This window comes from Cellulomonas septica (assembly GCF_012396155.1).
In the GTDB taxonomy this organism is placed as follows: domain Bacteria; phylum Actinomycetota; class Actinomycetes; order Actinomycetales; family Cellulomonadaceae; genus Cellulomonas; species Cellulomonas septica.
Genome location: NZ_JAAXOY010000091.1, coordinates 1 through 8,278 on the forward strand (window position 1 = coordinate 1; position 8,278 = coordinate 8,278).

Here is an 8,278-nt window from a genome sequence, read left to right on the forward strand (position 1 = left end):
CCAACGCGGCGGGCGCCACGACCAGTGCCCGCCGCGGCGGGCGCCTCGACCGGTTTCCGCCACGACGGGCGGCGTCACCCGGCGGGGCGACGTCCGCCGACACCCGCCCCGCGCAGGCCCGGGGGACAGGTGCCGCGCGTACCCTGACGCGCATGGCGCACGACGGACACACCGAGCTCCACGACCCGGAGACCGACCCGCTCGCGACGTACGTGCTCGAACCCGAGGACGTCCGCACCCTGCTCGCCCGCGTCGTCGCCGAGCCCGGTGCCGCGACGCACACGGCGCACGCGCCCTACACGGGCGGCCCGATCGCCGCGGTCCCGCTGTCCACCCCGGCCGACGTGGCGCGTGCCGCCCGTGCGGCGCGCGCCGCCCAGCGGCTGTGGGCCGCGACGCCCCTGCGGACCCGCACGGCGGTGCTGTCCCGCGTGCACGACCTCGTGCTCGCGCGGCAGAGCGACGTGCTCGACCTCATCCAGCTCGAGACCGGCAAGGCGCGCGTCGCGGCGTTCGAGGAGGTCTGCGACATCGCGCTCGTGTCGCGGCACTACGCCGCGCGCGCCGGCCGCTACCTGCGCACGCGCCGCGTCCCCGGCCTGATCCCGGGGCTCACGTCGGTCCGCGTGCTGCGGCACCCCGTCGGCGTCGTCGGGATCGTCGCGCCGTGGAACTTCCCCCTCACGCTGACGCTCGGCGACGTCCTGCCCGCGCTGGTCGCGGGCAACGCCGTGATCCTGCGCCCCGACCCGCAGACCGCCCTGACGGCGCTGTGGGCCGCGGAGCTGCTCGAGGAGGCCGGGCTGCCCGACGGGCTGCTCCAGGTCGTCGTCGGCGACGGCCCGACGGTGGGCGCGGCGGTCGTCGAGCACGCCGACCACGTGAGCTTCACGGGCTCGACCGCGACCGGTCGCGTCGTCGCCGCGAGCGCGGGGGAGCGGCTCGTGCCCGTGACCCTCGAGCTCGGCGGCAAGAACCCGATGTACGTCGCGGAGGACGCCGACGTCGAGGTCGCGGCCGAGGGTGCGGTCCGCGCGTGCTTCGTCGGCACCGGCCAGGTGTGCGTGAGCATCGAGCGGATCTACGTGCGCGAGGAGGTGTTCGACGCGTTCGCCGACGCGTTCGCCCGCCGCACGCGCGCCCTGCGCCTCGGCTCGGGGCTGGACTACCGGTCCGACGTCGGGTCCCTCACGTCCGCCGCACAGCTCGCGACGGTCGTCGAGCACGTCGAGGACGCCATCGGCCACGGCGCGACCGTGCTGGCCGGGGCCGTGCACCGCACCGACGTCGGCCCGTACTTCTACGAGCCGACGATCCTCGTCGACGTCCCGCCCGAGGCGCGGCTGCACCGCGAGGAGACGTTCGGCCCCGTCGTCGCGCTCTACCCGGTCGCGTCGGACGACGAGGCCGTCGCCGCGATGAACGACAGCGACCTCGGCCTCAACGCGAGCATCTGGACCGCCGACACGCGTCGCGGCGCCGCCCTGGCCCGCCGGGTGTGTGCGGGCACCGTCAACGTCAACGAGGGGTACGTGACGACGTGGGGCTCGGTCGGCGCCCCGCAGGGCGGCGTCGGCGACTCCGGGCACGGGCACCGGCACGGGCGCGAGGGCCTGTGGGAGACGACGCGCGTCCAGACGGTCGCCGTGCAGCACGGCGTGCACGCGGGCCTCGGGATGCACCGCCTGTTCGACCTGGGCACCGAGACGTGGCCCCGGGTCTTCACCGAGGTGCTGCGCGCGATGCGGGCCGCCCGCCTGCCCTGACCGACCCGGGCCGGGTCAGGCGTGGCCGGCGGCCGCCGGGGCGGGGTCCGTCTCGTCCGAGGTGCCCTCGAGGCCCGCCTGCTCGATGGTCGCGACCGCCTGGCGCGCGATCGCGAGCTCCTCGTTGGTCGGGACCACCATGACGCGGGTGCTCGTCCAGTCCGGGGAGATCGTCGTCGGCTCCTTCTTGCGGCCCGCGTTGCGCTGCGGGTCGACCGCGATGCCGAACGGCTCGAGCCCGGCGAGCGCGAGCGCGCGCACGGCGTCGTCGTTCTCCCCGACGCCCGCGGTGAACGTGATGACGTCCACGCGGCCCAGGACGGCCATGTACGCGCCGACGTACTTGCGCAGGCGGTGGAGGTAGACGTCGAGGGCGCGCTGCGCGCTGGGGTCGCCCTCCTCGACGAGGCGGTGGATCTCGCGGAAGTCGTTCTCCCCGGCCAGGCCCTTGAGGCCCGAGCGGCGGTTGAGCAGGTCGTCGATCTCGTCGACGGACATGCCCGCGTTGCGCTGCAGGTGGATGAGGACCGCGGGGTCGACGTCGCCCGAGCGCGTGCCCATGACGAGGCCCTCGAGCGGGGTCAGCCCCATCGACGTCTCGACCGCGACACCCCCGCGCACGGCCGACGCGGATGCGCCGTTCCCCAGGTGGAGGACGATCTGGTTGAGCTCCTCGACGCGGCGGCCGAGCACGCGCGCGACCTTGCCGGACACGTACTCGTGCGACGTGCCGTGGAACCCGTACCGCCGCACCCCGTAGGTCGTGGCGACGCCCTGGTCGATCGCGTACGTCGCGGCCGCGTCGGGCAGCGTGTGGAAGAACGCGGTGTCGAACACGACGACGTGCGGCACGTCCGGCAGCAGCTCGCGCGCGACCTCGATGCCCGTCAGGTTGGCGGGGTTGTGCAGGGGAGCGAGCGGCGCGAGCGCGTCGATGCGCGCGATCACGTCGTCGTCGACCAGCGCGGGGCCGGTGAAGTCGGACCCGCCGTGCACGACGCGGTGCCCGACCGCGACCACGTGCGCCGCCGCCAGGTCGGGCCCGATCTCGTCGAACAGGCCCAGGACGACCCGCAGACCCGCGCCGTGGTCCGCGATCACCGTGTCGCGCGTCGTCGTGCTGCCCGCGAACGTGTGCTTGACCGTGCCGACGTCCTCGCCGATCCGCTCGACGATACCCGCGGCGATCGCCTCGCCGCCGACCGGGTTGACCAGCTGGTACTTGATGGACGACGACCCGGAGTTCACGACGAGGACGCTGCCGTGGGCTCCGTGCGCGCTGTGCGGGCGGGGCTGGGTGATGGTCATCGGACGACGGCCTCCGGGGTCGTGGTCGCGCCGGCCGGTGCGTCGGCCTGCGCCTGGATCGCGGTGATCGCGACGGTGTTGACGATGTCCTGCACGAGCGCGCCGCGGGACAGGTCGTTCACGGGCTTGTTGAGGCCCTGGAGGACCGGGCCGACGGCGATCGCGCCGGCGGACCGCTGGACGGCCTTGTACGTGTTGTTGCCGGTGTTGAGGTCCGGGAACACGAAGACGGTGGCGCGGCCGGCGACGGCCGAGTCGGGCAGCTTGGTCTGCGCGACGGACGCGTCGACCGCGGCGTCGTACTGGATCGGCCCCTCGACGGACAGGTCGGGACGGCGCTCGCGGACCAGCGCGGTCGCGGCGCGCACCTTGTCGACGTCGGCGCCCGTGCCGGACGCGCCGGTCGAGTACGACAGCATCGCGATGCGCGGCTCGATGCCGAACTGCACGGCGGTCGCGGCGGACGAGATCGCGATGTCGGCGAGCTGCTCGGCCGTGGGGTCGGGGATGACGGCGCAGTCGGCGTAGACGAGCACGCGGTCCTCGAGGCACATGAGGAAGCAGCTCGACACGCTGCTCGTCCCGGGGGCCGTCTTGATGATCTCGAACGACGGCTTGATGGTGTGCGCGGTCGTGTGCGCGGCGCCCGACACCATGCCGTCGGCGAGCCCGAGGTGGACCATCATCGTGCCGAAGTACGACACCGACGGGACGATCTCCCGCGCGCGCTCGACCGTCATGCCCTTGTGCGCGCGGATCTGGGTGTACTCCGCCGCGAACCGCTCGACCCACGCGGGGTCGTGCGGGTCGATGAGGTCGGCGTCGGCGAGGTCGAGGCCCAGCTCGGTCGCGCGGGTGCGGATCGCGGCGGGCTCGCCGAGGATCGTCAGGCGGGCGACGCCGCGGCGCAGCAGGGTCGAGGCGGCGCGCAGGATCCGGTCGTCGTTCCCCTCGGGCAGCACGATGTGCTTGCGGTCGGCGCGCGCCCGGTCCAGCAGCTCGTACTCGAACATGAGCGGCGTGACGACCTCGGGCCGCGCGACGTCGAGCGCGCCGAGCAGCGCGGTGCCGTCGACGTGCTCCTCGAACAGCGCGAGCGCGGTGTCGACCTTGAGCTGGCTGTCCGCGGACAGGTGCCCGCGCGTCGCGGCCGCGGCGCTCGCCGAGCGGAACGACCCGAGGGACGTCGTGATGATGGGCAGGCGCGTGCCGAGGCCGTCGATGAGCCGCATGACGACCGGCGACGGCTCGAAACCGCCGTTGAGGATGATCCCGGCGAGCGAGGGGAAGCCCTCGGCGGCGTGCGCGATGAGCAGGCCGAGCAGCACGTCGGACCGGTCGCCCGGCGTGATGACGACCGCGCCGTCGGCGATGCGGTCGAGCAGGTGCTCGACCGACATCGCGCCGACGAGCACGTCGAGGACCTCGCGGGACAGCAGCTCGTCGTCGCCCGCCATGAGCGAGCCGCCGACGGCCTCCATGAGCTGGCGCACGGTCGGCGCGGTGAGCAGCGGGCTCTCGGGCAGCGCGAACGTCGGCAGGCCCGTGCCGCCCTCGACCTCGGCCTTCACGGCGTCGAGCGACGCGGGACCGCACCGGTTGACCGTGACGGCGAGCACCTGCGCGTGCTCGTCGCGCATCGCCCCCACCACGATGTCGACGACCTGGTGGATCGCCTCCGGTGTGCGGCCCGACCCGTTGACGACGAGCACGACCGGCGCGCCGAGGTTGGCCGCGATCCGGCCGTTGTACGCGAGCTCCGTCGGGCCGGCGACGTCCGTGTAGTCCGAGCCCACGACGACGACCGCGTCGCAGCGGCGCGCGACCTCGTGGTACCGCTGCACGATCTTGCCGAGCGCGGCCTCCTGGTCGGTCAGCACCTCCTCGTACGTCACGCCGACGCACTCGTCGTACGTGAGGTCGACGCCGTCGTGCGCGAGCAGCAGCTCGAGGACGTAGTCGCGCGTCTTGGTCGAGCGGGCGACCGGCCGGAACACCCCCACCCGCTGGACGGTGCGCGAGAGCAGGTCGACGAGGCCGAGCGCCACGACGGACTTGCCGGAGTCCCCCTCGGGGGAGGTGAGGTAGATGCTGCGGGCCACGGGGGCTGCTCCTGGTGCGTGATCCCCGGGGTGCGGGGGTGGTGCTGGTGCGGGGTCGTGCTGCTGGCGTGCTGCGGACGGGACGGGCGGGTCGCGGCGGTTCGCGGTGGCGTCGGCGCGACCCGCCCGGGTCCGGACGTGGCCCGTGAGCGTCACGGGCCGGGTGCGAGGACGGGTGCGCCCTCGCGTCAGGTGCTACTCGTTGTCACCGCCCGTGGAGACGGTGGCGTTCTGCTGCGGGCCGCCCTGCTCCGTGGCGGTCTCGCCCGCGTCGGGCCACACCCAGTCGCGCACCTCGGGCAGGTCGTCGCCGTGCTCGCGGGTGTACTCGCGGGCCTCGATGCGCTTGTCGACCATGCGCTGACGCAGGCCGGCGTACGCGGTGCCCAGGTGCGGGACGCGGTCGATGACGTCGATGACGAGGTGGAACCGGTCGAGGTCGTTGAGCATGACCATGTCGAACGGCGTCGTCGTCGTGCCCTCCTCCTTGTACCCGCGCACGTGGATGTTCGCGTGCCCGTTGCGGCGGTACGTGAGGCGGTGGATGAGCCACGGGTACCCGTGGTAGGCGAAGATCACCGGCCGGTCGGCGGTGAACAGGCCGTCGAAGTGGGTGTCCGACAGGCCGTGCGGGTGCTCCTTCTCGTCCTGCAGCCGCATGAGGTCGACGACGTTGATGACGCGGACCTTGAGGTCGGGCAGCTCGCGCTTGAGGATGTCGGCCGCGGCCAGCACCTCGAGCGTCGGCACGTCGCCCGCCGCGGCGAGCACGACGTCCGGCTTCTCGCCCGGGACCTCGGTGCCCGCCCACTCCCAGATGCCGAGGCCGCGCGTGCAGTGCGCGATCGCCTCGTCCATCGTGAGGAAGTTCGGCGCGGGCTGCTTGCCGGACACCACGACGTTGACGTACTGCCGGCTGCGCAGGCAGTGGTCGTAGGTCGACAGCAGCGTGTTCGCGTCCGGCGGGAAGTAGACCCGGACGACCTCGGCCTTCTTGTTGATGACGTGGTCGACGAAGCCGGGGTCCTGGTGGCTGAACCCGTTGTGGTCCTGCCGCCACACGTGGCTCGACAGCAGGTAGTTGAGCGACGCGATGGGCCGGCGCCACGGGATGTGGTTCGTGACCTTCAGCCACTTCGCGTGCTGGTTGAACATCGAGTCGATGATGTGGATGAACGCCTCGTAGCAGTTGAACAGCCCGTGGCGGCCCGTGAGCAGGTAGCCCTCGAGCCAGCCCTGGCACTGGTGCTCCGACAGCATCTCCAGCACGCGCCCCGCGCGGGACAGGTGCTCGTCGACCTCCTCGCCGTAGAAGTCCGCGTTCCACTGCTTGTCGGTGGTCTCGAAGACCGCCTGCAGACGGTTCGACGCGGTCTCGTCCGGGCCGAAGATCCGGAAGTTGTCGGGGTTCTGCTTGATGACGTCCGTGAGCCACTGACCCAGGACGCGCGGCGCCTCGCTGATCGACCCGGCGGGCGTCGGCACGTCGACCGCGTAGTCGCGGAAGTCCGGCAGGCGCAGGTCCTTGAGCAGCAGGCCGCCGTTGGCGTGCGGGTTGTCGCTCATCCGCAGGCCCTCGGGCGGCGCGAGCGCGCGGATGTCGTCGTTCAGCCGCCCTGTCGCGTCGAAGAGCTCCTCGGCCTTGTACGACTCGAGCCACGTCCGCAGCACGTCCAGGTGCTCCGGGGTGTCGCGCGCGCTCGACAGCGGCACCTGGTGCGCGCGCCACGAGCCCGTCGTCTTCTTGCCGTCGATGTAGTCCGGGCCGGTCCAGCCCTTCGGCGTGCGGAAGACGATCATCGGCCACATCGGGCGCTCGTCCTTGCCCGCGCGGGCCTGCTCCTTGATGTCCGCGATCTCGTCGAGGACCTCGTCGAGCAGCACCGCGAAGCGGCCGTGGATGTCCGCGTGGGACTCGTCGTCGAAGCCCGCGACGAACACGTGCGGCTTGTGCCCGTAGCCCACCATGAGGGCCTCGAGCTCGTCGTCGCTGATGCGGGCCAGCACCGTCGGGTTCGCGATCTTGTACCCGTTGAGGTGCAGGATCGGCAGGACGACGCCGTCCTTCACCGGGTTGACGAACTTGTTCGAGTGCCAGCTCGTCGCGAGCGGGCCCGTCTCCGCCTCGCCGTCGCCGATCACCGTCGCGACCAGCAGGTCCGGGTTGTCGAACGCCGCGCCGTACGCGTGCGACAGCGCGTAACCGAGCTCGCCGCCCTCGTGGATCGAGCCCGGCGTCTCCGGCGCCACGTGCGAGGGGATGCCGCCCGGGAACGAGAACTGCCGGAACAGCCGGCGCAGGCCCTCGTCGTCCTCCGTGATGTCCGTGTAGACGTGCGAGTACACGCCGTCGAGGTACGCGGACGCGACGAGGCCCGGGCCACCGTGGCCCGGGCCCGTGACGTAGATCGTCGACTGCAGGCGCTCCGCGATGACGCGGTTGAGGTGCGCGTACAGGAAGTTGAGACCGGGGGTCGTGCCCCAGTGGCCGAGCAGACGCGGCTTGACGTGGTCACGCGTCAGCGTCTCGCGCAGCAGCGGGTTGTCCAGCAGGTAGATCTGGCCGACCGACAGGTAGTTGGCGGCACGCCACCACTGGTCGATGCGTTCCAGCGTCTCCGCGGAGACAGTCTCGCCGGACCCCCTGCGCCAGGTGGTCTCGGCCGACGTCGCAGTGCTCATGCTCGCTCCCCATCGTCGTCCGGCTGCTTGCCTCGCCGGTGCCCCCGTTGCCAGCGTTCCCTGGGATCGCACCGAGTTCCGGGACTTCCGACCTACGGCCGGGGAACGACGGCACGCCCACGTGTCATACAACCGCACAACGGCCCCCTGCGCAGGAGGTGACCTTGGTCTCGTTCGGCCCGTCACCGGGTGTCCGCGCCCAGGTCAGCCGGTGTTGGCGCGGTCGTCGCCGAGGTCCTGCGGGGTGCGGTGCGGGCGGTGTGCCGGGGCGTCGGCCGGACCGGGTTACCGTGACCCGGTGACCGAGCAGGAGGCGCCGACGACGACGTGGTGGCAGGCCGCGCGACGTCCGCGCATGCTGCTGCTGCTCGTGGTGCTCCTCGGTGCCGCCGCGGTCTGCGGGCGGCTCGGCGCGTGGCA

General features: G+C 72.7%; 4 protein-coding genes. 1 reads left to right on the plus strand and 3 read right to left on the minus strand.

Going from position 1 to position 8,278, the window contains the following annotated elements; translation table 11 throughout:
- Positions 1-152 precede the first annotated feature (152 nt).
- Positions 153-1,766 (plus strand): succinic semialdehyde dehydrogenase, encoded by a 1,614-nt coding sequence (locus HGA02_RS05660; RefSeq protein WP_168678181.1) that lies wholly within the window; start codon positions 153-155, stop codon positions 1,764-1,766.
- A gap of 15 nt (positions 1,767-1,781) precedes the next feature.
- Here the strand turns inward: HGA02_RS05660 and HGA02_RS05665 are convergent, their stop codons facing one another.
- From HGA02_RS05665 to HGA02_RS05675, 3 genes are all read right to left on the minus strand, one after another.
- Positions 1,782-3,074 (minus strand): acetate/propionate family kinase, encoded by a 1,293-nt coding sequence (locus HGA02_RS05665; protein ID WP_168678182.1) that lies wholly within the window; start codon positions 3,072-3,074, stop codon positions 1,782-1,784.
- Positions 3,071-5,176: a phosphate acetyltransferase gene (gene pta / locus HGA02_RS05670; RefSeq protein WP_168678183.1), complete on the minus strand. Its 2,106-nt coding sequence runs from the start codon at positions 5,174-5,176 to the stop codon at positions 3,071-3,073. Before pta ends, HGA02_RS05665 begins: the two co-directional genes overlap by 4 nt.
- Before the next feature lie 195 nt (positions 5,177-5,371).
- The gene (locus HGA02_RS05675) at positions 5,372-7,858 is read right to left on the minus strand and encodes a phosphoketolase family protein (protein ID WP_168678184.1); all 2,487 of its coding nucleotides are present in this window, start codon (positions 7,856-7,858) and stop codon (positions 5,372-5,374) included.
- Positions 7,859-8,278 lie beyond the last annotated feature (420 nt).

Coding starts and splice junctions, on each gene's coding strand:
- HGA02_RS05660 (WP_168678181.1), top strand. CDS start 153: ATGGCGCACGACGGACACACCGAGCTCCACGACCCGGAGACCGACCCG.
- HGA02_RS05665 (WP_168678182.1), bottom strand. CDS start 3,074: ATGACCATCACCCAGCCCCGCCCGCACAGCGCGCACGGAGCCCACGGC.
- HGA02_RS05675 (WP_168678184.1), bottom strand. CDS start 7,858: ATGAGCACTGCGACGTCGGCCGAGACCACCTGGCGCAGGGGGTCCGGC.